The sequence below is a fragment of the Nonomuraea sp. N2-4H genome (assembly GCF_045291505.1).
Taxonomy (GTDB): Bacteria; Actinomycetota; Actinomycetes; order Streptosporangiales; family Streptosporangiaceae; genus Nonomuraea; species Nonomuraea fastidiosa.
In genome coordinates this window covers 7,663,343-7,689,293 of the sequence record NZ_CP147987.1, presented here as the reverse complement: position 1 = coordinate 7,689,293, position 25,951 = coordinate 7,663,343, and the positions used below count along the sequence as shown (strand labels likewise).

The following is a 25,951-nucleotide window of genomic DNA, read 5'->3' as shown; positions in this document are numbered from 1 at the left end:
AGAAGGGACTCCGTTCGGCGGGTTTCCCATCAGCGAAGAGGGCCCGTTGCAGCGGGGTGATGACGACGGGCTCGCTCGTCATGCCGAGCAAGCCCCGCTCGACGGGGTCGCGGAGCGCGGAGAAGCGCGGAAGGCGCGGAAAGCGCGGAAACGCGGCGAGTAGCGCGGAGAAGCGCCGAAAAGCCGAGAGCGCGGGGAAGCCGAGAAGCGCCGAGAAGCGCTTACATGCGCCGAAAGCGTGGAGAAGCGCCGAAAGCCCCGTCCGACGTGTGCACGTCGAGAAGCGGGGCGCGCCTAAGGGGCGCGGGGACGCGGACGCCCGGCCGCGTCTGGATCGCGCAGCCGCTGGAAGGCCGTGCGGCGCGCGTAGGACAGGGGGAAGCCCAGCGGCTCCCCGTGCAGGGCGGACAGCAGCGCGGCCGCCCACGTGGCCAGCAGCAGGATCACCACCATGGTGATCCCCACCAGCCACGGGTCGAACAGCAGCTGCATCAGGTGGAGCGCGAGGTCTTGCCGACGACGGTGACAGCGACGAACACGATGAGGGCGATCACCCCGATGATCAGCGCGAGCTTGATCAGGCCCACCAGCATCGGCAGGATGAAGGTGAACAGCACGAAGAGACCGAGCAGGGTGCCCAGAACGAGCATCACGACTTTACCCATGCAGTTACGGTACGTCTTCAGGGCATGATCCGCGACCCTTACAAAGCCATGACGTACCCCACTGTTTCCGGCAGGGTGGCCTTACCGTGAAGGCGTGAACACGCGCATCCTGGTGGTGGACGACGATCCCACGGTGTCCGAGGTCGTGGCGCGCTATCTGGAGCGCGACGGCCACGAGGTGGAGTGCGTCGGCGACGGCGCCGAGGCGCTGCGCAGGGCGCTCGCCAACCCGCCCGACCTCATGGTCCTCGACCTCATGCTGCCCAAGATCGACGGTCTCCAGGTGTGCCGGCGGCTCAGGGAGCGCTGGCCGGTCCCCGTGATCATGCTGACCGCGCTCGGCGAGGAGATCGACCGGGTCGTGGGGCTGGAGACCGGCGCCGACGACTACGTCACCAAGCCGTTCAGCCCCCGCGAGCTGGCGCTGCGCGTGCAATCCGTGCTGCGGCGGGCGCGCGGCGCCTCCGTCACCGGCGGCACCGGCGTACTGCGCGACGGCGACCTGGTGGTGGACGTCGGGGCTCACGAGGTACGGCTGCGCGGCCACGAGGTGCTGCTCACCGCCCGCGAGTTCGACCTGCTCGCCTACCTCATGCGCAACCCGCGGCAGGCGTTCAGCCGCGCGGCGCTGCTCAACCAGGTGTGGGGGTGGTCGTTCGGCGACTCGTCCACCGTGACCGTCCACGTACGGCGGCTGCGGGAGAAGATCGAGCCCGACCCGACGGAACCGCGGAGGATCGTCACGGTGTGGGGTGTCGGGTACCGGTACGAGCCTTTGGAGAGTCCCTGATGTCCGGCTACGGGCCCCTGATGCCCCGGCGAGGCGCCGAGCCCGCGATGCCCGGCTGTGAGCCCCTGGAGAGCCCCTGATGCCTCGTCCTGGCGATTTGCCCATGGTCATGGCGGTCACCGCCGGGCTGGGGCTGCTCATCGCGCTGGCGGGCATCTGGCTGATGTGGCGGCTGCGCACCCGGTCGATCGGCGTGATGATGGCCGTCGTCGTGGTGGTCGCGGTGGCGGCCACGCTGGCGGGCGTGGTGGCGATCATCGACATGATGATCATCGAGGGGCCCACCAAGGACTTCGTGCTCAGCGTGGTGGCCGTCGGCGGGCTCGTGGGGCTGGGGGTGGCGTTCGTGCTGGCCCGGCGGGTGGTCCAGGAGAGCAGGCGGCTGGTGGCGGCCGTACGCGACCTGCCCTTCGCCGCGCCGAGCGGGCTGCCCGCCGAACTGCAGACGATCGCCAACACGCTGGAGGAGGCGTACGCGCGGGAGCAGGCACTGGAAGGGGCGCGGCGGGAGCTGGTGGCGTGGGTGAGCCACGACCTGCGTACGCCGCTGGCCGGCATGCGCGCCATGGCCGAGGCCCTTGAGGACGGCGTGGTCACCGACTCCGAGACGATCAGGCGCTACCACCGGCAGATCAAGGTGGAGGTGGAGCGGCTGTCGGCGATGGTGGACGACCTGTTCGAGTTGTCGCGCATCCACGCCGGGGCGCTGCGGCTGTCGCGGTCGCGCATCGGCCTCGCCGACCTGGTCGCCGACACGCTCGCCGTGGCCGAGCCGCTGGCCAGGGCCAAGGGGGTCGTGCTCACCGCCGAGGCCGCGGAGGCCGTGCCCGTGGAGGCCGACGCCGGAGCCCTGGGACGCGCCCTGCGCAACCTCGTGGTCAACGCCATCAGGCACACCCCGTCCGACCGACCCGTGGTGCTGAGGGCGGCGGTCGAGTCGGGGATGGCCTGCCTGTCGGTCAGCGACTGCTGCGGCGGGATCCCCGAGGAGGACCTGGCGCGGGTGTTCGAGGTGGCGTTCCGGGGGAGGCCGCGCGTACGCCCACCGCCGACGGCGGCGCCGGGCTGGGGCTGGCCATCGCGCAGGGGATCGTGGAGGCGCACGACGGGGAGATCGGCGTGGTCAACGACGGACCGGGCTGCCGCTTCGAAATCCGCCTCCCTCTGGTCGGCTGAGCCCTCGACAGGCCGGGACCGCACGGGCGCGTCGGATGCCGCTGCGACCCGCCTGCCGGACGCTCGCCCGGCTCAGGCGTATTCCGAGGCCCGGTCCGGGCGTTCGACCCCGGCTCGGGCATGTCGGGCACCCGGCTTCAGGCGCCGTCCAAGAGGTCGCGGCCGAACGACTCCGACATCGCCCGGAACGTCGGGCAAGGCCAGCGCCACATGCAGCTCCTGCAGCGCAGGATCGGATGCGCGGCGTCGCTCGTGATGCCCCCCGCATCACGCGGCTGATGCAGGTCGAGCAGCCTCAGCCCGAGCTCGGCGAACCTGAGCAGCTCCGTACGCGCCCCGGCCAGGAACTCCAGGTCCTCGACCGCGAGGCGGGCGCGGATGGGGACGTAGCCCTCATGGTTCACCAGGCCGCGCAGGTGCCCTGCTTCCTTCTGCCATGAGGTCGCCTTCTCTGTGGTGATGAGGATGGTCTCCAGGCGTTCGCGGAGGCCCTGACGCTGAGGATCTTCGGGTTCGTCGGCGTTCATCGATCCGGGGCTCGTCGCTGCTGCCCCAGCCCCTCCCTCTCCGTGAAGCGGTGGCGGTTCCGGTGTCACGCTGTCAAGCTTCGCGTACTCTCCGTTTTCATGGAGCCCAAACGGAGGACAAAAACCTGTGCTTGCCCTATCGGCGTGACAACGTGACCGGAAGCCTCAGCGCCGCTAGCCTGCCCATGTGGAGCTCAAGGTCTCGACTCGATCACATGCCGGGTGCGCGCTCGTCGCCGTCACCGGGGAAATCGACCTCTACACGGCGCCCCACCTGCAGTCCGAGTTCACTCGGCTGCTGCAGGAGGGGCCTAGCCGGGTGGTCATCGACATGTCCGCCGTGGATTTCTGCGACTCCACGGGGATGAACGTCCTGCTCTCGGCGCTCAAGCGGATGAAAGAGCAGGGAGGGACGCTCGAGGTCGCCGCGCCGCGTCCCGCCGTACGGAAGATTCTGCAGGTCACCGGGCTCGACTCGGTCTTCACCGTGCACGAAGAGGTGCCGCAGGAGTTCCTCATCACCGAGGGATCATGAGAGAACGCGATCGCGGCTGCGCCGCGTCCGAAGGAGGTGCGGCTCGATGAGCGGTGACACGGCGGTCATCATCCCGGCCGCCGACGAGGCGGACCGCATCGCCGCCACCGTCAAGGCCGCCGCGGCCCTGCCCGGCGTCGATCTCGTCGTGGTCGTCGACGACGGCTCGCGCGACCAGACCGGCAGGATCGCGCGCGCGGCCGGCGCGCGGGTCGTCAGGCACAGCCGCAACCGCGGCAAGGCCGCCGCCATGGAGACGGGGGCCGAGGCCGTACGCCTCCTCGATGAGGACGACTCCCCCCGCCACTTGCTGTTCCTCGACGCCGATCTGGGCGACACCGCTCAGGCCGCCGCGCCGCTCATCGAGCCCGTACGCGCGGGCGAGGCCGACATGACCATCGCCGTCTTCACCACCAGGGTGAAGCTGGGCGGTCACGGGTTAGTCGTCCGCCTGTCCAAGGAGGGCATCCGCCGGGCCACCGGGTTCGACGCCACCCAGCCGCTCAATGGCCAGCGCTGCCTGACCAGGGCGGCCTTCGAGGCGGCGCGCCCGCTGGCGCATGGGTTCGGGGTGGAGACGGCGCTGACGATCGACCTGCTGCGCAAGGGGTTCCGCGTCAAGGAGGTCGAGGTCGACATGGCCCACCGCGCCACCGGCACCGACTGGCGCTCCCAGCTCCACCGGGCACGCCAGCTCCGTGACGTCGCGCGGGCGCTCGCGGTGAGGGAGCCGGTGGTCGTTCAAAATCTGGACAAACTTCGTCCCAAGCGTTGAAATGCGGTCGGCCTGGCGTAACCCCTACACTTGCCGCCCATGACCGACACAGACGAGCACGGCCGTCCCGAACCTCCCCTTGCCGGCGACGAGCTCGGCATGCTGGTGGGCTACCTGGAGTTCCACCGCGCGACCCTCGCCTGGAAGTGCGCCGGCCTCGACTCCGCGGGCCTGAACGCCACCGTGGGGGCGTCGACGATGACGCTCGGGGGGATGCTCAAGCATCTCGCGTACGTGGAGGACCACTGGTTCGCCCGCATGCTGCACGACCGGGAGGGCCAGCCGCTGTGGAGCACGGTCGACTGGAAGGCCGACCGTGACTGGGACTGGAACTCGGCCGCCTCCGACTCCCCTGAGGAACTCCGCAGCCTGTGGGAGGACGCCGTCGAGCGTTCCAGGAAGCTCCTGGACGAGGCGCTGGCCGGTGGCGGCGGGCTCGACCAGCTCGCCCGGCGGAAGTGGCCGGACGGGCGGGCGCCCAGCCTGCGGTGGATTCTGGTGCACATGATCGAGGAGTATTCGCGGCATAACGGGCACGCGGATCTCATCCGGGAGGCTGTGGACGGTCTGACGGGCGAGTAGCCTGCCGCGGGTCCGACCGCCCGTGGTCCGCGCCGCTCGTGTTCGGCGGCACCCCGATCTTGTCGGCGAGCGGCGCACCGCCGTAGCCCTCGTGGTCTCCTGCCGGGGTGGGGGTTGTCCACAGGGTGGGTGTTATCCACAGACGGAGCCGTGCGGGCGGGAGCCGTGCTGCGGGTGTGCTGGAATTTCCCGGTGACTTCGGATGCGCGGCGCAGACAGGGACGAGGCCGGTTGGCCGGGCCGGCCATGGTGGCGATCGCCGCCTCGATCCTGCTGACCATCACCATCGGGCTCCTGGGCCCGTCGGCGATGGTCCCCGCGCTCACCGGCCCTGCCTGGCAGCCGCCCTACTCCCTGGCGGCGGCCCCTGAGCCCCACCTCGTCATCGTCCTGGCGGTGGCGGCCTTGTCGCTGGGCGGCCTGGGGCTTCTGGCGGCCCTGCCGGCGCTTTCGGAAAGCGGCGACTCCCACAGCCCTCCAGCCGCCGGGCACCCATCCACTCCCGCCCCTGGGTCACCGTCCGCTCCCAGCTCCGAGCGTCCGTCCAAGGGGGTGCTTCGATCTCTGGGGGCGTTCCCCAGCCCGAAGACCCTGGTGATCATCGGGTGCGTGGCGGCCGCCGTTCTGGCGTTCCTGCCGCCATCGGGCTCCGGTGACCACCTCAACTACGCCGCTTACGGCCGCATGGTCACCTTGGGGCTCAACCCGTACACACACGGCGCGACGGACCTCCCGGGCGATCCCATAGCGGACGCCGTCGAGGAGCCCTGGAGGGAGGAGCCGAGCGTCTACGGGCCGGTCGCCACGGCTCTCCAGGCGGTGGCGAGCTGGATAGGCGGCGACTCGGTCCGGTTGACGATGTTCGTCCTGGCGCTGTTCAACGCGGCGGCGTTCATCGCGACCGGGCTGCTCATCGACCGCTTCACCCGGCACGACCCCCGCAGGCGGCTGCGAGCGGCGCTGCTGTGGACGGCCAACCCGCTGCTGCTCTACCACCTCGTCGCCGGCATGCACGTCGACACCCTCGCCATCGCGTGCATGGTCGCGGCCCTGCTGGCCAGAGGCCGTCCCGCAAGCTCTGGGGTCCTGCTCGGGCTCGGCGTGGCGATCAAAGTGAACGCAGGTCTCGTCGCGCTCGGCCCCGCCTGGGAGCTCCGCCGCCGCCCCGGCCGCCTGGCGCTCATGGCGGGCTGCGCGGTCGCGGTGGTGGTCATCGGGTACGCCATCGTCGGCCTCGACGCCCTCGCACCGATCACCCGTACGAGCAAGGCGATCTCCCACGCGTCGTTCTGGAAGCTCGTGCAGGGCTGGCTACAGGCCATCGTGGGCACGGGGAGCGCGTATCGGGGGCCCATCCAGGTCGGTTCCCTGCTGGTGCTCGCGCTCATCGCCTGGTCGCTGCTGCGGTTGGCCGTACGTACGGGATGGACGAGCGCCCGTGGTCCGCTTCCACGGCACCTCGCTCCGTCCCCGCCGACCCCTGTTCCGGCCTCGCAAGCCCCTGCTCCGGCCTCCTCCCAAGGCGCCGTTGCCCTTCCCCCGCAGGACGGCCTTGCCGCGCCGCCCTCTCAAGGCGCCGTTGCTCTTCCCCCGCAGGACGGCCTTGCCGCGCCGCCCTCTCAAGGCGCCGTTGCTCTTCCCCCGCAGGACGGCCTTGCCGCGCCGCCCTCTCAAGGCGCCGTTGCTCTTCCCCCGCAGGACGGCCTTGCCGCGCCGCCGTCTCAAGACGCCGCTGCGCTCCCGCAACAGTCTGCTGCGCTTCCGCCGGATCCGGCCTCGTCTCCGCAGGACGGCGTGGTGCCTTCGCAGGTCCCCGCCTCACCGTCGGAGGGTTCTGCTGCGACTTCGCGGCGGCACGGGTCGTTCGCAGGCCGCCTTTCGTTCCCTCGCCTTCTCGGGTGGTCGTCTCGGGCCGCCGGGCCGGAGGTGGTCTCCGCGGGTAGAGGGCTGGAGGCGCCGGTTGTGGCCATGGCGCTGGTGGTGGCGTACCTGTTCGCGACGCCCTACATCCTGCCCTGGTACGACGGGCTGGCGCTCGGGATGCTGGTGCTCGTGGGGGCGTCCGCGCTGGACGGGCTCGTGGTGGCGCACCTGCTGGCGCTGTCGCTGGCGTACCTGCCCGCCAGGGTCGAAGGGCAGCCCGAAGACCTCGAATGGCTGCGCACGGTGGTCAGGCCGCAGATCGGCTGGGCGCTGCTGGCTCTGACGGTGGCGCTGGTGGTGTGGGCGTGGCGAGCTGCAGGGCGCGAACGCAGGCGGCCAGCGTGAGCGGCACGGCGACGGTCAGGGCCATGGCGGGGATGGCGATGCCGGAGTCGTTCATGAGGAAGCCGATCAGCGCGCACGCGAGGGCGCCGAACAGGCCCGCTCTGAGCGTCGGCGCCATCTGGTACGCGAGGCCGAGCGCCGCGACGCCCCAGCGCGAAGGACGGGCCAGCACCAGGAAGAGGAAGGCCAGCGCCACCAGCGAGAGGAGGGTCAGCGACCAGTTGCCGACGGTCACGCCGACCATCGCGGCGAACTTGCGGCCGACGACGGTCCACGCCTCACCGTCGATGATCTGCTGGACGAACGCGCCGAGGTGGGTGCGCTGGGACTCCGGACGCAGCCAGTCGATCACCGACAGCACGCCGACGAGCGCCGCCCCGGCCAGCCCCACGAGCAGGAGCCGCAGCGGCGACACCCGCTTACCGGAGAGCAGGATCAGGAAGACGGCCAGGCCGATCACGAACGCCGGCACGCCGCCGAAGTCCGCACCCCAGGAAGGCCATCCGTCCGCGAACACCGCGAATCCGCCGTACGCGGCGCACAGCGTCACGACCACGGCCCTCGGCATCCTCTTGCCGAGCAGCCAGTGGGCGATCCCGGCCAGGCCGAGGATGGTGCCGGTGGAGTAGATGGCGAAGGCGATGTTGCTGAAGCCGTAGAAGCGTCCGCCGGTCACGGGCTCGTAGCCGCTCACGGCGTTCACCTGGAGCGTCGAGCCGGTCATGACGTCGAGGAGGAGCGCGACGGAGGTGATGGCGGCGACGGTGGTCAGCGGGCCGAGCACGTGAGCGCGCCAGGGGCCGGCGAACGCCACGGCGGTGATGAGCACGGCGATGCCGAGGATCGTGACGATCACCGACAGCATGGGCACCGGCAACGTCCACCAGGGGATGAGCTGGGCCAGGAACGTCGAGACGGCGATCGCTCCGCTGACCACGGCCACGACCTGGACGGACTTCAGGAGTTTCGAGCCGCTTGCCGGGTTGCCGGTGGTGGCCGAGGTTGAGGTCCGCTCGGTCGTGCCGGTGGGTTGTGCTGGTCTTGTCGGTTCGGTCGTGCCGGTGGGTTGTGCTGGTCTTGTCGGTTCGGTCGTGCCGGTGGGTTGTGCTGGTCTTGTCGGTTCGGTCGTGCCGGTGGGTTGTGCCGGTCCTGTCGGTTCGGCCGGAGCTGGTTCGTCCCGGGTGCTGTCTGTGCGCTGGGGGCGGGGGCGCGCCTGGTCGGCCGGGATGCCGGCAGGGGATGGCTGGGCTTTCAGAGAGCCAGGCGACTCCCCAGGGGTGTCGATTTGTGATGCTTCTGCGGGTGAAGGCTGGGCTGGGGCCGGGCTCGGGGGTGTGGGTTCGGGCGCGATCGGGGATCGCTTCGGCCCCTCAAGCCCTGGGCGTGCCTTTGTGGTTCGCGTCGATGCGGGCCTCCTTCGGCGGAGGGTCAGGGCGGCCAGGGCGTAGAAGAGGAGCTGGGCGGTGACCAGGACGGTGAAGAACGGGCCGCGGACCTCGCGGAGCACTTGGCTGGCCAGGTCTTCGCCCGCCAGCTCGGTGACCACCTCGGCGGGGGTTGCGGGGGCGGGGGCGCCGGACTGCCAGGGGCGGCCGACGACCTCGCGGGGGGCGGTCAGGCCCAGGGCCTGGATGGCGGTCGCGGTGAGGTCGCTGATGGTGACGAGGGCGTCCTGGCGGGTGGAGGTGGCGGTGAGGTAGCCGTGGCGGTACGCGGAGCCGTCCGGGGAGGGGCCGGTGGCGATGGCGACGTGGAGGTGGGCGTTCGGGGTGATGTCGGAAATGCCGGCCAGCAGGATCGTGGTGCGGGGAGGGAGCAGGGCGAGCAGGTCGCCGATGCGCCGGTCGGCCTCGGCGGCGGCGGTCTTGCGGGCGGCGACGGGGAGGCCGGTGGGGATGCCGTACTCGTCGCGGGGCTGCTTCGCCCAGGCGGTGGCGAGGTCGGGGACGTCGAAGACGATCAGGCTGTACGGAGCCGGGTCGCCGAGCGCGGAAGGGGTGGGGGCGTATTTGGTGATATTTCCGGACTTGTCGGCGGCGGCCAGTGCGGCGCCCGGCCCGATGGCGGCCACCTTGCCGCCTCCGTCCGCGACGATCTGGCCCAGCGTGCCGATACGGGCGGCGTACCCGGTCTTCGGCTGGTAGGCGACCAGGGCGTTCCAGCCGGGGATCGTGGCGCCCTCGCCGTTCTGCTGCGGGGTGGGCGGGGCAGGGCAGCCCTCGTCCGGCGTACCGGCTCGCTGGCCTGCGGAGACCGTCAGCCAGCCGGCGATGGGGCAGGTGATGCCGCGGCCTGAAGGCGGCACGGTGCGGGTGGAGAGCGACGCCGATGAGCCCTCTGACATCAGGCGCCAGAGGTTGGGGGTCTGGGCCTGGTCGATGTCGCTCCACTCCAGTCCGGGGATGCCTATCAAGGCCACTCGTCCCCGGAGTGCGGTCGCATCTTTGTCGCCGCTGGTGACGGTGGTGGCGGCCAGCGTGCCGGGTGAGGTCGGCGGGGCTGACGGCCGTGCTTCGGCGGGGGTGGTCTCTGTGGTGTCGGTGGGTGCGGTTCCGCTGGTGTCGGTGGGTGCGGCTCCCGTGGTGTCGGCAGGGGCGGGGACTGGCTGTCCGGCGGCGGCCGTCGCCGGTCCTGACGGCACCGGGGCGGTGGCCGGCCTCTCCTGCGCGGCGGCTCGCCCTTCGAAACCGGGTGGGAAGGCGGTGTTCGACGGGGTTTCGGGGGCGGCGGCCGGCCCCTCCAGCGCGGGTGGGGTGGTGGTGCCGGACGCGGGGGTGGTGAGGGCCAAGGGGAATGCGAGGGCCAGGAGGGCCGTGAGGTGGCGGACACGCGCGTTCAGCCGCTTCCCGCGCCGATCCGGGCACGGCGTGGCGTTCGGCATGTACGGACCCCCAGTAGTCTGCCCCTCGATCAAACAACAGCCACGGTAACGTGCCACACCGTGACAAGTGGCGAGGTACGGGTGAGACGGCGGCAGTGGTGGGCGTGGGCGATCGCGGCCCTGCTCGTCGCGGCGGCCGCGGCGCCGCTGGTGTACGAATGGCTCACCAACCCCGACGACCAACGCCTGGTCGACCTGGACGTTTACCGTACCGGCGGGCAGATGCTGCTCGACGGCAAGCCGGTCTACGACTACTTCACCCCGGCCCCGCAACTGCTGCCGTTCACCTACCCGCCCGTCGCCGCCATGCTGGCGGTGGCGCTGGCCGGAATGTCGTGGGAGACCGCGCAGTGGGCGTGGACGGCAGGGATCTTCGTGGCGCTGGGCGTGACCGTGGGGTTCGCGTTCCGGCCGCTGCTGACCCGGGAGACGCTGCGCAAGTACGCGCCGTGGGTGTTCGCCCTGCTCATGGTGATGTGCACGTACCTGATGCCGATCAGGGACCAGGTCAGGTTCGGGCAGGTGGACATCCTGCTGGTCGCGCTGTGCGTCGCCGACTGCGTGGCACGGCGGCCCTGGTGGCCCCGCGGCTTCCTGATCGGCCTCGCGACGGCGGTGAAGCTGACACCGGGCGTCTTCCTCATCTACCTGTTGATCACCAAGCAGTGGCGTACGTTCTTCATGGCCTGCTTCACGGCCGCGCTGCTGACGCTGCTGCCGTTCGCGGTGATCCCGCAGGACGCGGTGGACTTCTGGTTCGGGGCGCTGCTCGACCCCGAGCGTCTCGGCGCGAACGCGGCCACTACCAACCAGTCGATCCGCGGCATGCTGATCCGGCTCTACTGGCCGGACGCGCTGACCTCGGTGCTGTGGGTGCTCATCGTGGCGGCGGTCGGCTGGTACGGGTTCCGCGGCGCGCGTGACGCGTACCGGGCGGGCGATCACATGACCGCGGTCGCGCTGGTCGGGCTGATGGCGGTGCTGCTGTCGCCCGTGGCCTGGATCCACCACCTGGCCTGGGTGGTCGTGGTGCTCGCCGCGATCGTGGGCGACGGGACCGACCCGGTACGACTGCGCGTGGCGGCCGGCGTGTGGCTGTACTACGTGGTGCCGGTGCCGTGGTGGGGGGTGTCGCTCAAGGCGGCGGAGATCCCGGGCGTCAGCCTCGTCCTGGGGAAGATCGTGCAGAACGGGTTCGGGCTCGGCGCGCTGGCACTGGTGTGGCTGCTCGTGCATTGGCTGCCGAAACGGCGGCTCACTTGACTTTGCCGTTACTCTTCGTGGCGTGCTCGTTACCATCTGGGTGATCGTGGGCGTCGTGGCCGGACTCAGCGGCGTGCTGGTCGGCTGCTCGGCGCTGCGGCAGGCCAGGGCCACGGTCGAGGACTGCCGGCGGATGCTCGTCAGGCAGCAGCTCGGCGAGGGCCGGGGCGATCTCAGGGCCATCAGGGACGTCGCCGTCTGCCGGTACGACGCGCTGTCGGAGATGTCGGGGCGGCTGTCGTTCTCGGTGGCGATGATCAACGGGCTGGGTGACGGGATCGTGCTGACGTCCATCAACGGGCGCAGCGAGACCCGTACGTATGTGCGGCCCGTGGTCGGCGGCAAGGGGCAGGAGCCGCTGTCGCCCGAGGAGGAAGAGGCGGTGCGCGCGGCGAGGCTCGGCCTGGGGCCCCTGGTGGCCGCTCCGATCTCCGAGACTCTCTAGCAGGGGCTCTTACCTGCGGATTCGCCTCGGGGTGAAACCGCCGCGGGCGCGTTCGCCTGGGGCTACCCTGGACGCATGCCCAAGCTCGCTTATCTCGGGCCGGAAGGCACCTTCACCGAAGAGGCCCTGCGGCTCCTCGACCCCACGGCCGAACGCCTGCCCTGCGCCAATGTGAGCGCCGCGCTCAACGCCGTCCGCTCCGGCGAGGCCGACGGCGCCGTGGTTCCGCTGGAAAACTCCATCGAAGGTGCCATCACCACGACGCTCGACGAGTTCGCATGGGGCGAGCCGCTGGTGATCAACGCCGAGCTGCTGCTGCCGGTGCAGTTCTCGCTGCTGGCGCGGCCGGGCACCGAGATCCCGCACATCAAGCGGGTCTACACCCATCCCGCGGCCATCACCCAGTGCCGCGCCTTCGTCGCCCGCGAGCTGCCCGACGCGGTCGTGGTGTCCGCCCCTTCGACGGCGGCGGCGGCGCAGGAGGTGGCGCTGCCGGGGTCGCCGTACGACGCGGCCATCGCCGCGCGCATCGCCGGTGAGCACTACGGGCTGGTCGAGCTGGCCTCCGACATCGGCGACAGGTCCGACACGGTGACCAGGTTCGTCAAGGTCGCACGGCCGGGGCCGCTGCCCGAGCCGACCGGGTCCGACCGCACCACGCTGGTGGTCTTCCTGGCCGACGACCACCCGGGCGCGCTGCTGGAGATGCTGACCGAGTTCTCCGTACGCGGGGTCAACCTCACCCGCATCGAGTCCCGGCCCACGGGCGACGGCATCGGGCGCTACTTCTTCCACTTCGACTTCGAGGGCCACATCGCCGACGCGCGGGTCGGTGAGGCCGTCGCCGGCCTGCACCGGATCTGCGGTGAGGTGCGCTTCCTCGGCAGTTATCCGCGGGCCGACGGGCTGAAGCCGCAGATCAAGCGCGGCACCGCCGACTCCGACTTCTCCGAGGCCGCCGAGTGGCTGGCGAAGGTGCGGGCGGGCAAGATCTGACGCCGGCGGTCGCGGGCTCTCCGGCTCGTCGAATGCGCCGGGGCGTGCGGCTTGTCCGGAGTGCTGAGGCGTCCGGCTGGCCGGGGCGTGCGGCTTGTCCGGAGTGCTGAGGCGTCCGGCTGGCCGGGGCATGCGACCTGGCGGGATTTCCGTGTGAACGGGCAGGTGAGCGGGCCGGGGCGAAGGTTTCCTCGGCGTCGGTGGATAAACGGGGGCGGTCAGGCGCCGTACGCCGGTAGCCTTTCCTTGTGATTGACCTGCGTACCCTTCGTGAGGACCCTGACCGGCTACGGGCGTCGCAGCGTGCCCGCGGTGAGGACGACTCGGTCGTCGACACGCTGCTCGACCTCGACGAGCGCCGCCGATCGGCGCTGACCTCGTTCGAGTCTCTGCGCGCAGAGCAGAAGAGCATGGGCAAGTCGGTCTCCAAGGCGCAGGGTGAGGAGAAGGCCGCGCTGCTCCAGCGGGCCAAAGACCTCGCGAGCCAGGTCAAGGCCGCCGAGTCCGAGGCGGAGAAGCTCGGCGCCGAGCTCGACGAGCTGCTCCGTACGATCCCCAACCTCGTCGAGGAGGGCGCGCCGCCCGGCGGCGAGGACGACTACGTCGTGCTGGAGACGCACGGCGAGCCCCGGCAGTTCGACTTCGAGCCGAAGGACCACCTGGCCCTGGGCGAGGCGCTCGACGCCATCGACACCGAGCGCGGTGCCAAGGTGTCGGGCGCGCGGTTCTACTTCCTCAAGGGCGTCGGCGCGCGGCTGCAGCTCGGCCTGCTCAACATGGCGATGCAGCAGGCGATCGAGGCCGGGTTCACGCCGATGATCACGCCGGTGCTGGTCAAGCCGGAGACCATGCAGGGCACGGGCTTCGCCGTGGCCCACGACAGCGAGATCTACCGGCTGCCCGAGGACGACCTCTACCTCGTCGGCACCTCGGAGGTGTCGCTGGCCGGCTACCACGGCCAGGAGATCCTCAGCGCCGACGCTCTGCCGCTGCGTTACGCGGGCTGGTCGTCCTGCTTCCGGCGCGAGGCCGGCTCGTACGGCAAGGACACCAGGGGCATCATCCGGGTGCACCAGTTCGACAAGGTCGAGATGTTCTCCTACGTCCGTCCCGAGGACGCCCACGAGGAGCACCTGCGGCTGCTCGACTGGGAGAAGGAGATGCTGGCCAAGATCGAGGTGCCGTACCGCATCATCGACACGGCCGCGGGCGACCTCGGCATGTCGGCGGCGAGGAAGTTCGACTGCGAGGCCTGGATTCCGACCCAGGGCCGCTACCGCGAGCTGACCTCGACGTCCAATTGCACCGAGTTCCAGGCGCGCAGGCTCGGCATCCGCTACCGCGACAAGGACGGCAAGCCCAAGCACCTGGCCACCCTCAACGGCACGCTGGCCACGACCCGGTGGATCGTGGCCATCCTGGAGAACCACCAGCAGGCCGACGGCTCGGTGGTGGTACCCAAGGCGTTGCGGCCGTACGTGGGGCTCGACGTCCTCGAGCCGCCCAAGTAAGCCTGTGGCTCGAGCCGCTCCGCTACCTGGGTGCGGCTCGCACTGTCCGAGTAACCGTCACGACCCCTGCCCTTCGGTGGGGGTCGTGTCGCGTCGTACGTGAGGGCCCGGCGTCTCGGCGTCCTGAGCGTCGTGCCACGTGAGCGGGTTCGGTTCTCCGGTGGCGGGCTGTACGAGGACGTCGGCGGGGACGGTGTCTCGGGCGGCGCGCCGTACGAGGAGGACGCTCGTGACCAGCACGGCCGAGGCCAGGAGCGCCGCGAGGGCGGTGGCGACCTCGTACGAGGCCAAAGCCCCGCTCGACCAGGCCTGGAACGGCGTCCAGATGGAGGCGAAGACCAAGGGCGCCCCGAGCAGGCCGACGGAGACGGGCAGGGCGCGCGCCCGCCCGCCGGCCGCGAGACCGAGGCAGCTCGCGCCGCCTATCAGGGTCACGTAGAGTCCGCCCATGGCCATGATCATTCCGACCACCTCGTCCGACGGGCCGGACGACGGATCGACCTTGAAGGTGACGAACGCCGCGAACCCGGCGTAGGTCACGGCGGCCACACACAAGTACGAACGGACGAGGCGGCGCAGCCCAGCCCCCACGAACCCGAGCAGCGTGCAGGCCGCCAGCAGCCACGCCCAGAGAAGCTCGGTGGTCAGCGGCACCGCCGGCAGGTCGCCGTCCAGAGGGACGTGCCGCCACGTGCCTGAGGTGTCCCGGACCAGCACCATGTCGGGCCCGCTCGCGGCGACCACGACGTGACCGCCGGGGCGCTCCTGCACGGCCAGGGTGGTGACGAGGTCGGTGCTGTCCTCGTACAGCCGGCGCAGGCGCTTGATGTCGTCCGCGGACGGCCGCCAGGACGGACGCCACGTCGTGCCGCCGTCGTCCGACTGGTCCACGCCGGTGCGATGGTCGGTGACCCGGTAGCAGCGGGTCGCCTGCTTGGGTACGCATTGGGCGCTCTGCCCCTTCTTGCCCTCCTGGGTGAAGGAGTCGAGCGACCACGTGATGCCGCCGTCCTCCGAGACGTACGAGCTGCCTGCCGAGGTCTGGACGAGGAGGCGGCCGCGGTCGTCCACCGTGACGTCGCTTGCGTACGAGTGGACCGGCATGGCGGAGGTCGCGGTCATCGCCACCATGGCCAGCGGCATCGTCACCACGACCCGCCACCGGGCGGCGGGCGGTCTGCGCAGGCTGTGGTTTCGTGCCCACCAGGAAATGACGAGCGCCGGCAGCGCCAGCAGGTCCGTAGGATCGGCCAGGACGCGCGACGGGCCCGCCAGGAAGGTCCACACCTGGGAGGCGGTCTCAGCGCCCGCCTCCGTCGTTTTCACGAGCGTGAAGAGCGTCCCGGTCAGTACGACCGCTGTCACGTCGCTCCGCAGCCACCGCAGCTCGGGCTTCGCGCCCGGCCGCTTGGACCAGAAGGCCGACCGCTTGGACCAGAAGGCCGACCGCTTGGACCAGGAGTCCGGCTGCCTGGACCGGAAAGCCCGGCTACGCCGGTCGGCCTCGGAAGGTCGCCCGGCACTGCGGGCCCGACGCTTCGCGCGGGGGAAGGCGGCTCGGAGGCGGGCGGCCAGGGCCGCCGCCGGGCGGGTGAGCAGGACGGCGACCAGCGCGGGGGCCATCACCAGCCCCGCCACGTCGCTGAGCTTGCCCGTCACGACCCCAGGAAAGGCCGGTTTGAGCAGGTGGTCGTTGATCAGGAGGAGGAGTACCCCGGCAACCGTCACGGGGTGGCACAACCACGCGTACCTCATACCCCCATCGACCGCTGCGCGGTGGGAGCGGTTCAAAGCGCATGTGAGTCGAGTCACAGCCGTGACCAACCCGACACCACCGGAAGACTGCGGACATCAGGGCTGGCGCCTCGGTGTGGGCGGTGGCGTGCTGGTGCGGGCGGCGGGGGCTCCCGGCATCGGTGGGTGCTGGGCGCGAGCGAGGGTGCTGGTCTGGGCGATGGAGTCCTGGTGCGCGCGGCGGTGGCCTCCCGGCGCCGATGGAGGATTCCCGGCGCTAACGGTCGGGTGCTGGTGTGGCCGGCGGGCTCGGCATGTGTGACGTCCCGGCGTGAGCGGAAGTCCCGGCGAGCGGAAGCCCTAGCGTGAGCGGAAGTCCCGGCGAGCGGAAGCCCTAGCGTGAGCGGAAGTCCCGGCGAGCGGAACTCCCGGCGTGAGCGGAAGTCCCGGCGAGCGGAACTCCCGGCGTGAGCGGATGCCCCTGGCATGGGGTGGTGCGATCCCGGCACGGGCGGTGGGCTCTTGGCGTGGGCGGAGGACTCGCGGTGCCGGCGGTGGCGTCCTGGTCCACCGCCGGCATGGTCACCCTGCTCGCCGGCCTCGGCGCATGGAGGCACCCTGGCGTGAGCGGAAACCACGACGGTTCTGGCGTCGGCGGAGGGTTACGGCGCGGTGGTACAGAGGCTCCTGGGCGGGCGGACGAGTGGACAAGCCTCGGAGTGAGCCAGGGAGCTCTGATGCGAGCGGAGGACCGACCTCCAGTACCTCCGACAGCGAGCAGAGAGCGCCCGGCGCACGAGGGCGGAGCCCCGGCACGAACAGGAGCGCTCGGCAGGAGCAGGGACTGGGCGCGTTTGGGCAGCTTGCCGGCCCAGGCGCCGGTCGTGTCGGGAGACGGCGGCTGGCCAGGTGATAGCCGTGCGTCTTGGCCGCGTCCGGGTCGGCGACGCCGTAGCGGCGGGAGTTGCCGGGATCGATCGCGGCGATCTGCGCCGCGCTCTCGGCGGGTGGGCCGATGGTGATGCCCTGCTTGCGCATGCACCTGACGACGAGACGGTTGTGAAGTGCCTGGGCCGAGCGGGAGTGCCTGGGCCGAGCAAGGAGTGTGCTGGGCCGAGCGGGAGTGCCTGGGCCGAGCAAGGAGTGTGCTGGGCTGGGCGGGGAGTGCCTGGGTGAGCAGGGGACGAGCGGGAAGTGCCGGGGACCGGTAGGGAGTGCTCGGGCGGGAGCGGCGTCATCCCCTGGACGAGCGAAAGATTTCCTGGGCAAGCGAAAGGCCGGGGTCCGCTGGAAGCGGACTCCGGCCTGTCTCGCTGCTACAGGTCAGATGGCACGGACCTGAGAGGCCTGCGGCCCCTTCTGGCCCTGCGTGATCTCGAACTCGACCCGCTGGCCGTCTTCAAGGCTGCGGTAGCCGTTGCCGACGATCTCGGAGAAGTGCACGAACACGTCCGGCGCACCGCCGTCCGGGGCGATGAAGCCGAAGCCCTTTTCGGCGTTGAACCACTTGACGGTTCCCTGAGCCATAAAAGCTCTCCCTCAGGATGTGAATCTATGGGACCCACACCTCGTGGGTCCCGGTGTGTCGTACAGCAAGCACCCCGGGGTGGCTCAGACAAAGTCATGCTGGTTTTCACTACGGGATCAGCTAATACAACGCCATCACATCTAACACCATTCTGGAGCGTTGGTGTTCCCGTCCCAACGAAGATTTCTGTCAGCCGGCATCACCGGGCAAACTGGAACCTGTTATGCAGAGCGATCCCTCACCGCGGCTAGTGGCCACCGACCTCGACGGTACCGCGTTGCGTACGGACGGAACCGTGTCTCCCCGCACGGTCGCCGCCTTCGGCAAAGTCGAGGAATCGGGGGCGGTCCTGGCGTTCGTGACGGGGCGTCCGCCGCGGTGGATGGGCGGGGTGGCGAGTGCGGTACGTCACCGTGGGCTGGCCATCTGTGCTAACGGGGCGCTGATCTACGACCTCCATACCGAACGGATAGTGGAATCTCACCTGATCAGCGTCGATGTACTCGAGGAAGTCGTCGCTCAGCTAAGAGCGAACGTGCCTGAACTCGTATTTTCGGTCGAGTATGAAGCCGGTTTTGCGCATGAGTCGGATTTCCTCCCAGGTGGGTTGGACCGGACACGGGACGTGACACGTGTGGATTCGGTCACTTCCCGCCCATGCGCCAAGTTGCTCGCCCTCCACCCCCGTATGGACCCCGACGAGCTGCAGGCGACGGTGCACGAGCTGGTCGGCCATCTGGTGACCGCGACGCACTCAAGTCGCAGGGGTTTGATCGAGATGAGCGCCCGGGGCGTGACCAAGGCGACCGCCCTGGCGGCGCTCGCCGAGCAGCATGAGATCAAGCCGTCGCAGGCGGTGGCGTTCGGGGACATGCCGAACGACCTGCCCATGCTGAGCTGGGCAGGCACGTCGTACGCGGTCGCCAACGCGCACCCGCTCGTGCTGGCGGCGGTCGATCACGTGACCGCCACCAACGACGACGACGGCGTTGCGCAGGTCATCGAGAAGCTTTACGCCTAGACGCCCAAAGCCCACGCCTGACATCTGACGGCCAACGCCCGCGCCTGACGGCCCAACACACGCGCCTGACATCTGACGCTCATCGCCCGCCTGACATCTGACGTCTGTGGGTGGCGCCCCGATCAAAGCGGTGCCCTGGGCAGGCTTGGCGCCTGCGGTGCCCTGGGCAGGCAGCTTCATGTCTGAGGACGGGCTCCCGGTCCCGCAGGCGCCGTGCCTGAGGGCGGCGACCCAATAACGCTTCGTGCCTGCGGGCGGCGCACCAACGAAACTCGGCGCACCAACGAAACTCTGCGCCTGAGAACTGGGCCCCTGTAGGCCCTGAAGCGGGCCTACAGGTAGGGGCCGGAGCCGCCGTGCGGACGCTGTGCCTCCTCGCCCTGGGGCACACCGGTGGGCAGCGCCCTGCGCATCTGCTCGAGCTGGGCGCGGGCGGCCATCTGCTGCGCGAACAGCGTGGTCTGGATGCCGTGGAACAACCCTTCGAGCCAGCCGACGAGCTGGGCGTGCGCGATGCGCAGCTCGGCGTCGCTCGGCGGCGTGCCGTTGTCGTCGGTGAACGGGAGCGACAGCCGCTCCAGCTCGTCGACCAGCTCCGGCGCAAGACCGTCCTCGAGCTCCTTGATGGAGGACTCGTGGATCTCCTTCAGCCGCTTGCGGCTGGCCTCGTCGAGGGGAGCCGCGCGCACCTCCTCAAGGAGCTGGCGGATCATGCTGCCGATGCGCATCACCTTGGCGGGCTGCTCGACCAGGTTGGTCACCGAGCGATCGTCTTCGCCGCCATCGCCGTGACCTTGGAAATCAGGGCCCACCACCACGACGTGGGGGGTGTTGTTGTCCTCAGCATTCATAACACTCACCGTACTAGCAGGATCTTGCCGACGTGCTCTCCCGAATCCAACATTCGGTGGGCTTCGGCGGCTTCGGACATCGGCACCTCCGCGTGCACGACGGGACGCACGGCACCCGCGCCGACCAGGGGCCACACGTTCTCGACGACGCTGCGGACGATGGCCCCCTTCTCGTCGACGGGGCGCGCGCGCAGCGTCGTGGCGTGGACCGTGGCCCGCTTGGCCAGCATCACGCCGAGGTTGATCTCGGCCTTGGTGCCGCCCTGCAGGCCGATGACCACGAGCCGGCCGCCCGTCTTCAGGGAACGGACGTTCCTGTCCAGGTATTTCGCGCCCATGATGTCGAGGATGACGTCGGCCTGGACCTTGTCGGCGAAGTCCTCCTCGCGATAGTTGATCACCTCGTCGGCGCCCAGCTCCCTGACCCGGTCGGCCTTGGCCGCCGAGCCGACGGTGGTGACGACGCGGCTGCCGAGCGCCTTGGCGAGCTGCACCGCGAACGTGCCGATGCCGCTGGCCCCGCCGTGCACGAGCAGCGTCTCGCCCCTGCGCAGCCGCCCGATCATGAAGACGTTGGACCAGACCGTGCACGCCACCTCGGGCAGCCCCGCGGCCTCGCGCAGCGACACGCGTTCGGGCACCGGCATGACCTGCTGCCAGGGCACGGCTACGCGCTCGGCGTAACCGCCGCCGGCGAGCAGCGCGCACACCTCGTCGCCCGGCTTGAACTGCTCGACGTCGGCTCCGACCTCGGCCACCACGCCGGAGACCTCAAGCCCTGGGTACGGCGACGACCCGGGCGGCGGATCGTAAAATCCCTGCCGCTGCAGCACGTCGGCACGGTTGACCGCGGACGCCGTGACGTCGATCAGCACGTCTCCCGGCCCGACGTGCGGCTCCGGCACCTCGCGCCATTCCAGCACCTCTGGCCCGCCTGGCTTGACGATCTCAATGGCTCGCATGCGAACCACGGTAGCCGGGCAAAGAACTTGTGGGTTGCCGGGCTGCATGGGAGCAGGTGGCGTTACCCTGCAATGTGTTTGCTGCCCCTTTAGACCCACCCGAGGGGGAACACGGTGGCAAGACACGATCGAGAAGAATCTCTCGAGGAACAGCTCGCCTGGCTTGACGCGATCAAAGAGACGGAGGAGACCCCTGTCTCCGTCAGCGCGTCGTCAGCTCCGGTGGACGAGCCGGTCGCGTCCCCGTACCCCGCGGACCCGTGGGCGCTGGTGCGGCAGCAGCAGGAGACGACCCCGCCGCCGGTGTTCAGGGCGGCGGTCGACTCGGCGTACCCCGCTGAGGCGTACGGCGGTTCCGCCGCGACCGAGGTGTACGGCGGTTCCGTGACGGCCGACGACATTCCGGCGAGCCGCAGCGGCTCCGGCGAGTGGCCGGCGGGCCCTGCCGTGGACGAATCCCGGGCGAGTGCCGCGCCGAGCGTGGACGATCCGTTCCTGGCGCCGCTCAAGCCGCTGCCGAGGCTCGACGACACCGACACGTACGCGCTGCCGTTCACCCCGCCGCAGCCTGCGGGGAAGACGGAGGACGCCACGTGGCCGCCCGCCTCCGACTGGCCCGGCCCCGACGACGGTCCTTCCGCCAATGACACGGTCCGCGTGGAGCCGCTGCGCGCGGAGCCCGAAGCCGCCGGTACGCGGAGCGACGGCGACCAGGAGCCGGTCAAAGACGCGGGGGCGGCCGACACCCAGCCGCGCACCGAGCCGCCGACGCCGCAGAAGCAGGCGGCGCCCGACCGGGAGAGCGGCGACGAGCCGGCGAAGGCCCGGGAGACGACGGTCGAGAAGCCGGCGAAGGAGACGTCCGAGGAGCCGGAGGAGCAGCCCGCCGCGCGCGACGAACGGCAGGAATGGTCCTCGGACGTGTCCGAAACCCTGCCGCGCACCGAGCGCCCCCGCTGGGACGCCGCCGAGCCGGAGGACGAGCCGGCCGCGCCGAACGCCGACACGCCCGCCACCGGTATCCCGCAGTGGGCGCAGGAGGGCTCCCAGTGGAGCAGGGAGCAGGCGGAGTCGCTCCCGCGCTGGGACCGCACGTCCGGCGCGTCCAGCACGTCCGGCGCGTCTAGCACGTCCGGCGCGTCTAGCACGTCCGGCGCGTCTAGCACGTCCGGCGCATCCAGCCTGTCCGGCGCGTCGGGTGAGTCCGCGAGGGCCGGGAAGGCCGCGCAGGCCGGGAAGGCCGCGCAGGCCGATGACGCCGACGCACCGGCCCGCGAGCCGGCCCGCGAGCCCCAGGAGCGGCAGGAGCAGCCGGCCGCCTGGGCCGACCAGCCGGAGCACTTCGAGTGGGGCAAGGACCCGGCGGCGAAGACCCCGCACTGGGGCAAGGACCGGCCGCAGGGGGCCGAGGAGGGCAAGGGCCCGCGCTGGGGCGCAGACGGTCCCGAAGCGGCCTCGCCGTGGGGCGACGGTTCCAGTGACGAGACCTCGCCGTCGTGGGGCGGGGCGCGCAGCGATGAGGCTTCCCCATGGGGCGGGCCTCAGCGGGACGAAACGTCCACATGGGGTGGAACTCAGCCGGACGAAACATCCCCGTGGGGCGTGAGCCAGCGGGACGAGACCCCGGGCTGGGGCCAGGAGCGGCGTGACGAGGCCGCGTCGTGGAGCCAGGAGCGGCCGGAAGAGCGCCCCCAGTGGGTACGCGACCAGCCGGAAGAGCAGTGGGCCGAGCGGCCAGAAGAACGCCCGAAGTGGGCCGAGCAGCCCGAGTGGCGCCCGGCCGACCGGGAGATCCCGCAGGTGCGGCAGAACCGCCGCCCGGCGCCCGCCCCCGTGTTCAGCGCGCCGCCCAGGCCGCCGGTGACCGGCCGTCCCACGGCCGACAGCCTCGACCCGGAGACGCTGCTGCGCGGGCGGCGCAACGCCCCGTCCAAGGGCTGGCGGCGTCTGGTGTACAAGGCGTCCGGCGGCTGGATCAAGCCGGGCGAGCCGCCGGAGGTACGGCGCCGCCGCGAGCTGATCACCCGCGCCCGCACCCCGGTCACCACCGGGCATCACCGCGTGGCGGTGCTGAGCCTGAAGGGCGGCGTGGGCAAGACCACGACGACGGTGGGGCTGGGCGCGACGCTGGCGCAGGTGCGCGGCGACCGCGTGATCGCGGTGGACGCCAACCCCGACCGCGGCACGCTCTCCGACAAGGTGGAGCTGGAGACCTCGGCCACCGTACGCGACCTGCTGAACGAGCGTGACCAGGTCAAGCGGTACGTCGACATCAGGGCGTTCACCTCGCAGGCGCCGTCGCGGCTCGAGGTGCTGGCCTCAGACCGCGACCCGGCGGTCTCCGAGGCGTTCAGCGGCGAGAACTACCAGGCCGTCGCCCAGGTGCTGGAGAACTTCTACTCGATCTGCATCACCGACTGCGGCACCGGCCTGCTGCACTCGGCGATGGGCGGCGTGCTGGGCATGGCCGACCAGATCGTGCTGGTCAGCTCCCCGTCGGTGGACGGCGCGCGAGCGGCGTCGGCGACGCTCGACTGGCTGGAGGCGCACGAGTACGGCGACCTGGTGAAGAACGCCACCGTGGTGCTGTGCAGCGTGCGGCCGCGGTCGAAGTCGGCGGTGGACATCAAGAAGCTGGAGGCTCACTTCGCCGCGCGCTGCCGCGAGGTGATCAGGGTGCCGTACGACCCGCACCTGGAGGAGGGCGCGGAGATCGACCTGGACCGGCTGCAGGAGGCGACCAGGGACGCCTACCTGCAGCTCGCCGCCAGCGTAGGCGACGGTTTCGCGGGGATCCGCGACTGAGCGGAGGGTGTGGGATTCGAACCCACGAGGCCATCGCTGACCTGGCCGCTTTCAAGGCGGCTGCACTCGTCCACTATGCGAACCCTCCTGTGCGGAAACCACGATAGCGGCTGTGATGGCGGCGGTGTACGTTCAGGTGGTGGCGGATCTCGACGTCGAGGTGCAGCGGGGTGGCCACGACGTGCGCGTGTGCCTCGCCGGCGACCTCGACAAGTCCACCGCGCCGCTGCTCAAGGACACCTTTCTCGCGTTGTTCGCTGAGGGCCGAGTGCGGGTGGTGGTCGATGCCGAGCGTCTGGAGTTCTGCGACTCCAGCGGGTTATGGGTGCTGGTCGAGCACCGGCGCCGGGTCGCGGCCCAGGCGGGGTCGCTGGGCATCGTGGGCGTGCACGGGGTCTTACGGCGGGTGCTCGACGTCACGGGCCTGAAGTCCGCCTTCGACCACGTGACCGTCGCCGAACCATGAACGTTCAGGCGGGCGGCTGCGCCTATGCGGGCAGCCGCGGCGGGACGCTCATGCGGGTAGCTGCGACAGCAGCCACTTGGGCCCGACGGTCTCCGCTCCCAGCTCCGCCACGCGTTCGCGCAACCCCCGATCGGCCGTGACGACGAGCACGCGCTCCCACGGCCTGGCCCGGCGTACGACGCCCACGATCGCGTCGTCGCCGCTTCCCATGGCGGCGACCACCTGAATCCCCGGCACCTCGGGCGCGCTCTTGGCCGCGCCCTCCACGACGGCCACCATGCGCGGATACCACTGCGCCAGCACCGGGTGGCTCAGCCGCAGCCCGGAGACGGCCCGCAGCAGCCGGGTGGCCGCGCCCAGGCGGTCGTTCCACCAGCCGTGCTCCGCCCGCGCGCCGACGATGTTGGCCACGTCGAGCACGAGCGTCTCGGGCTTGATCGCGCCCTGGATCTCGTGCCAGGTGGCGGCGAAGCCGGGATGCAGCTCGCGCCGGGTGACCTCGGGCAGGGCGAGCCAGCGCAGCTCGTCGCTTTCGTTGTTGGCCGGCGCGGCGGCCAACAGCTCGGGCGACTCGGCGATGACGGTCTCGAACGCCCACCCGCCGTGGTCGTCGAGGTAGACGCCTTGGACGCGGAGCCGGTCAAGGCCAAGGGCGGCCTCCTCGCGGGCCTCGCGCAGCGCGGTGGTGAGGGCGTCCTCGTGGCTGTCGCGCGCCCCGCCGGGCAGCCCCCAGGTGCCGCCGTGGTGGCAGCGCAGCGAGCGCTTCTGCAGCAGCACGTACGGAATGCCCCGATCGTCGTGGTGGACGACCAGGAGCCCGGAGGCGCCGTGGACGCCCCAATGCCGGTGGCCCTGGGCGCACTCGGTCCAGCCGTCGCCGTCCTTAGCCGTCATGAGGGGATCCTCTCAGCCTCCGCCCTTGGAGAAGTGCTGGTAGTCCTTGGCGCCCGACCAGTAGCCGCCCCACTCCCAGCCGACCTCGGCGAACGTCTTCACGACCCGATCACCGGGGTTGATGACACCTTTACCCTTCATCGGGCGCTTGGTGAACTTCCTGGCGTTGCGGTGCGCGGTGCTCCCGCTCGCGGTGACGTACGGGTTCTCCAGCGGGTTGACGTCGATGGCCTCCCCGTACGCGTGGTTCGACCAGTTGCTGGACCCGGTCGCCCGGCGGCAGTTGAAGGCCGAGGTGTTGTCGTCGTCGATCGAGTCGTAGTCGTCGGCCTTGTAGGCGTCCACCAGCTTCATCTTGCGGATCGGCCAGCGCCGGTCGTACAGCTTCTTGAAGACCTTCTCGATGTCGCCGGTGACAGTCTTGCGCACGACCAGCTCGCCGGTGTGCGGCTTGCCGTCGAACCCCCAGTACGACAGCGTCACCAGCCGCAGATCGCGGTAGTGGACGGGGCAGCCGGGCCGCCAGGAGTAGGGCAGACGGTCGCGGGAGACCCGTGAGACCTTCGAGGTGAACGGGGGCGGCGCCGTCGGGCTGGGCGTCGCCGTGGAACGATCCGATGCGGTCTGTTCTGCCGTGGCGGTCACGGGCGTGGACGAGCGCGGCCGGTCGGCGGGCGCGGCGGCCTGCTGCCCCGCGCTCGACTCCGCGCACGAAACGGACGCGAGCACCACGAACGCCATGGCGGCAACACGTTTCATCTCGCCACCATATGCGACGTCAGGCCAGGTCAGGGCACTACCAGCACCGTTCGCCTGGCGCGTTTCGCGAGCTTGGCCGCCACCGAGCCCCGCCACGAGGACCGGGAGCGGCCCACCACGATGGCGTCCGCCATGTACGTGTCGGCCAGCGCCTCAAGCTCGCGGGCCGCGTCGCCGCGCACGCTGACGAACTGCCAGGGCACCCCGCAGCCGCGCAGTTCGTCCCTCAGGTCCTCGGTCAGGTCGGCCGCCGAGTCGGGGACGATGGGCGCCCCGGCGAAGAACCACAGCGTGGCCGTGTTGAGCGCTTCGACGAAGGCGATGAGCAGGACCGCGTCGTCCCTGCGGGCGAGCCCGGCCGCGTACGCGAGCGCGTTGCGGCTCGGGCCCGATCCGTCGAAGCCCACGACGAGCAGACCGGCGCCGTCCTTGCCGATCTCGAACTGCCCTTCGGGGAGCCTGCGGGAGGCGGGCTCCCACCGCGGGTCCACATCACTGCCGGACACGGCATGTTCCG

Annotated in this window: 24 protein-coding genes, 1 tRNA gene and 1 pseudogene; 14 read left to right on the top strand and 12 right to left on the bottom strand. The window is 70.9% G+C overall.

All coding sequences use genetic code 11. The features are described from left to right. Window positions 1–294: 294 nt before the first annotated feature. Both WBK31_RS35480 and WBK31_RS35475 read right to left on the bottom strand, forming a co-directional pair. Window positions 295–492 carry a DUF6412 domain-containing protein gene (locus tag WBK31_RS35480; protein ID WP_364061595.1) on the bottom strand — a complete coding sequence of 66 codons (198 nt, stop codon included), beginning with the start codon at window positions 490–492 and terminating at the stop codon, window positions 295–297. Then, window positions 492–665: a hypothetical protein gene (locus WBK31_RS35475; RefSeq protein WP_364061598.1), complete on the bottom strand. Its 174-nt coding sequence runs from the start codon at window positions 663–665 to the stop codon at window positions 492–494. Before WBK31_RS35475 ends, WBK31_RS35480 begins: the two co-directional genes overlap by 1 nt. Window positions 666–759: 94 nt before the next feature. Here WBK31_RS35475 and WBK31_RS35470 point away from each other — a divergent pair, with 94 nt between their 5' ends. The 3 genes and pseudogenes from WBK31_RS35470 to WBK31_RS35460 all read left to right on the top strand — a co-directional run bounded on the left by WBK31_RS35470 (window position 760) and on the right by WBK31_RS35460 (window position 2,631). Then, window positions 760–1,455: a response regulator transcription factor gene (locus tag WBK31_RS35470; protein ID WP_364061601.1), complete on the top strand. Its 696-nt coding sequence runs from the start codon at window positions 760–762 to the stop codon at window positions 1,453–1,455. Between the two features lie 79 nt (window positions 1,456–1,534). Then, window positions 1,535–2,422 (top strand): annotated as a pseudogene (locus tag WBK31_RS35465) (sensor histidine kinase); the annotation flags it as partial. A gap of 125 nt (window positions 2,423–2,547) precedes the next feature. Beyond that, window positions 2,548–2,631 carry a hypothetical protein gene (locus WBK31_RS35460; RefSeq protein WP_406675553.1) on the top strand — a complete coding sequence of 28 codons (84 nt, stop codon included), beginning with the start codon at window positions 2,548–2,550 and terminating at the stop codon, window positions 2,629–2,631. Between the two features lie 137 nt (window positions 2,632–2,768). Here WBK31_RS35460 and WBK31_RS35455 read toward each other — a convergent pair whose 3' ends face one another. Then, complete coding sequence (locus WBK31_RS35455; RefSeq protein ID WP_406673833.1) at window positions 2,769–3,158, bottom strand: hypothetical protein; 390 nt, start codon at window positions 3,156–3,158, stop codon at window positions 2,769–2,771. 187 nt (window positions 3,159–3,345) lie between these two features. On the opposite strand from WBK31_RS35455, the gene WBK31_RS35450 reads away from it, so the two are divergent. The 4 genes from WBK31_RS35450 to mptB all read left to right on the top strand — a co-directional run bounded on the left by WBK31_RS35450 (window position 3,346) and on the right by mptB (window position 7,318). Next, entirely contained in the window at window positions 3,346–3,693 is a 348-nt protein-coding gene (locus WBK31_RS35450) for an STAS domain-containing protein (RefSeq protein ID WP_345393493.1), read from the top strand. Between the two features lie 46 nt (window positions 3,694–3,739). Further along, window positions 3,740–4,468 (top strand): glycosyltransferase, encoded by a 729-nt coding sequence (locus WBK31_RS35445; protein WP_364061610.1) that lies wholly within the window; start codon window positions 3,740–3,742, stop codon window positions 4,466–4,468. A 39-nt stretch (window positions 4,469–4,507) separates the two neighbouring features. Continuing rightward, on the top strand, window positions 4,508–5,050 hold the full coding sequence (locus WBK31_RS35440) for a DinB family protein (protein ID WP_364061613.1): 543 nt from the start codon (window positions 4,508–4,510) through the stop codon (window positions 5,048–5,050). Window positions 5,051–5,281: 231 nt separating this feature from the next. Next, window positions 5,282–7,318: a polyprenol phosphomannose-dependent alpha 1,6 mannosyltransferase MptB gene (gene mptB, locus WBK31_RS35435; RefSeq protein ID WP_406673832.1), complete on the top strand. Its 2,037-nt coding sequence runs from the start codon at window positions 5,282–5,284 to the stop codon at window positions 7,316–7,318. On the opposite strand, the gene WBK31_RS35430 is transcribed toward mptB, so the two are convergent. Further along, window positions 7,221–10,106 (bottom strand): hypothetical protein, encoded by a 2,886-nt coding sequence (locus tag WBK31_RS35430; RefSeq protein ID WP_406673831.1) that lies wholly within the window; start codon window positions 10,104–10,106, stop codon window positions 7,221–7,223. The two genes, mptB and WBK31_RS35430, sit on opposite strands and share 98 nt — an antisense overlap. Window positions 10,107–10,259: 153 nt before the next feature. Here WBK31_RS35430 and WBK31_RS35425 point away from each other — a divergent pair, with 153 nt between their 5' ends. From WBK31_RS35425 to serS, 4 genes are all read left to right on the top strand, one after another. Continuing rightward, entirely contained in the window at window positions 10,260–11,462 is a 1,203-nt protein-coding gene (locus WBK31_RS35425; protein ID WP_364061622.1) for a glycosyltransferase 87 family protein, read from the top strand. A 22-nt stretch (window positions 11,463–11,484) separates the two neighbouring features. Then, window positions 11,485–11,907 carry a DUF4446 family protein gene (locus WBK31_RS35420; protein ID WP_364061625.1) on the top strand — a complete coding sequence of 141 codons (423 nt, stop codon included), beginning with the start codon at window positions 11,485–11,487 and terminating at the stop codon, window positions 11,905–11,907. Between the two features lie 75 nt (window positions 11,908–11,982). Continuing rightward, a complete protein-coding gene (pheA, locus tag WBK31_RS35415) occupies window positions 11,983–12,903 on the top strand; it encodes a prephenate dehydratase (protein WP_364061628.1) in 921 nt (306 codons plus the stop codon). A 248-nt stretch (window positions 12,904–13,151) separates the two neighbouring features. Then, window positions 13,152–14,414, top strand: a complete 1,263-nt coding sequence (gene serS / locus WBK31_RS35410) for a serine--tRNA ligase (protein ID WP_364061631.1) — start codon at window positions 13,152–13,154, stop codon at window positions 14,412–14,414. A gap of 57 nt (window positions 14,415–14,471) precedes the next feature. Here serS and WBK31_RS35405 read toward each other — a convergent pair whose 3' ends face one another. Continuing rightward, complete coding sequence (locus WBK31_RS35405) at window positions 14,472–16,142, bottom strand: hypothetical protein (RefSeq protein ID WP_406673830.1); 1,671 nt, start codon at window positions 16,140–16,142, stop codon at window positions 14,472–14,474. A gap of 1,329 nt (window positions 16,143–17,471) precedes the next feature. Further along, window positions 17,472–17,675: a cold-shock protein gene (locus WBK31_RS35400; RefSeq protein WP_043619750.1), complete on the bottom strand. Its 204-nt coding sequence runs from the start codon at window positions 17,673–17,675 to the stop codon at window positions 17,472–17,474. Window positions 17,676–17,926: 251 nt separating this feature from the next. Between WBK31_RS35400 and WBK31_RS35395 the strand changes: the two genes are divergently transcribed. After that, the gene (locus tag WBK31_RS35395) at window positions 17,927–18,697 is read left to right on the top strand and encodes an HAD family hydrolase (protein WP_406673829.1); all 771 of its coding nucleotides are present in this window, start codon (window positions 17,927–17,929) and stop codon (window positions 18,695–18,697) included. 332 nt (window positions 18,698–19,029) lie between these two features. On the opposite strand, the gene WBK31_RS35390 is transcribed toward WBK31_RS35395, so the two are convergent. Next, window positions 19,030–19,548 (bottom strand): bacterial proteasome activator family protein, encoded by a 519-nt coding sequence (locus WBK31_RS35390; protein ID WP_364061640.1) that lies wholly within the window; start codon window positions 19,546–19,548, stop codon window positions 19,030–19,032. 5 nt (window positions 19,549–19,553) lie between these two features. Continuing rightward, window positions 19,554–20,510: an NAD(P)H-quinone oxidoreductase gene (locus WBK31_RS35385; protein WP_364061643.1), complete on the bottom strand. Its 957-nt coding sequence runs from the start codon at window positions 20,508–20,510 to the stop codon at window positions 19,554–19,556. Window positions 20,511–20,624: 114 nt separating this feature from the next. Between WBK31_RS35385 and WBK31_RS35380 the strand changes: the two genes are divergently transcribed. Continuing rightward, window positions 20,625–23,315 carry an AAA family ATPase gene (locus WBK31_RS35380; RefSeq protein ID WP_406673828.1) on the top strand — a complete coding sequence of 897 codons (2,691 nt, stop codon included), beginning with the start codon at window positions 20,625–20,627 and terminating at the stop codon, window positions 23,313–23,315. Between the two features lies 1 nt (window position 23,316). On the opposite strand, the gene WBK31_RS35375 is transcribed toward WBK31_RS35380, so the two are convergent. Further along, window positions 23,317–23,403, bottom strand: a tRNA-Ser gene (locus tag WBK31_RS35375). A 27-nt stretch (window positions 23,404–23,430) separates the two neighbouring features. Between WBK31_RS35375 and WBK31_RS35370 the strand changes: the two genes are divergently transcribed. Continuing rightward, window positions 23,431–23,781: an STAS domain-containing protein gene (locus WBK31_RS35370; protein ID WP_378790158.1), complete on the top strand. Its 351-nt coding sequence runs from the start codon at window positions 23,431–23,433 to the stop codon at window positions 23,779–23,781. A 48-nt stretch (window positions 23,782–23,829) separates the two neighbouring features. Here the strand turns inward: WBK31_RS35370 and WBK31_RS35365 are convergent, their stop codons facing one another. Genes WBK31_RS35365 through WBK31_RS35355 form a run of 3 tightly spaced genes read right to left on the bottom strand, consistent with a single transcriptional unit; the run spans window position 23,830 to window position 25,940 of the window. Further along, window positions 23,830–24,675 (bottom strand): NUDIX domain-containing protein, encoded by an 846-nt coding sequence (locus WBK31_RS35365; protein ID WP_406673827.1) that lies wholly within the window; start codon window positions 24,673–24,675, stop codon window positions 23,830–23,832. Between the two features lie 12 nt (window positions 24,676–24,687). Beyond that, window positions 24,688–25,434 (bottom strand): M15 family metallopeptidase, encoded by a 747-nt coding sequence (locus WBK31_RS35360; protein WP_406673826.1) that lies wholly within the window; start codon window positions 25,432–25,434, stop codon window positions 24,688–24,690. A 29-nt stretch (window positions 25,435–25,463) separates the two neighbouring features. Further along, a complete protein-coding gene (locus WBK31_RS35355; RefSeq protein ID WP_378785881.1) occupies window positions 25,464–25,940 on the bottom strand; it encodes a universal stress protein in 477 nt (158 codons plus the stop codon). Window positions 25,941–25,951 lie beyond the last annotated feature (11 nt).